1 protein-coding gene is annotated in these 702 nt (G+C 41.9%); it reads left to right on the forward strand.

The annotated features are described in order from the left end of the window. Positions 1-702 (forward strand): IS110 family transposase (locus CCS02_RS21980; RefSeq protein WP_100637740.1); only part of this gene is annotated, 702 nt, incomplete at both ends.

Below are 702 nucleotides of genomic sequence, written 5' to 3' on the forward strand. Positions count from 1 at the left end.
CAAGGCTATCAAGAATTAGTTGATTGGGTGCTAAAGAATACAGGGTTAGAAGCTCAGAATATTGTTATTACGACAGAGCCTACTGGTATTTATAGCGAACCTTTGATGTATTTTTTATATGCTCAAGGATTTACTCTTTTACATGTAAACCCTGGAAAAGCAAAACAATATGCAAAATCATTAGGGCTAGTTCATAAGACTGATAAATCAGACGCCACAATGCTAGCTCGCTATGGGCATGACCAACAACATTCACTTTCAAGCTGGCAGCCAGAGCCTGTAGAAGCAAGAGAACTAAAGGCAATGATGCGTAGACTTGAAGCGCTAGAGCAAGATTTGCAGCGTGAAGAAAACCGTTATGAAGCGGTAGGCTTTTCAGGCGCATCCGCTCGGGTCGCTCAATCTCTCAAAGATATGATAGCAGTGTTAAAGGCTGAAATTGATAAACTCAAGAATGAAATCGATGAGCATATTGACAGGCATCCTCAATTGAAGAAGAACCGCCAATTACTTGAAAGTATAAATGGTGTTGGTGAAGTAACATCCCGAATAATGGTTTGTTTACTGGCGTGTAAGCGGTTTAAGAGCGCGAAACAGCTGGCTTCTTATTTAGGCTTGATCCCCAAGCACAACGAATCTGGTAAACGGGCAGGAAAAACAACCTTGAGTAAGGAAGGGCCAGGCTATATCAGAGCGAAGTTG

This window comes from Marinomonas sp. ef1, assembly GCF_002806845.1.
GTDB lineage: Bacteria > Pseudomonadota > Gammaproteobacteria > Pseudomonadales > Marinomonadaceae > Marinomonas > Marinomonas polaris.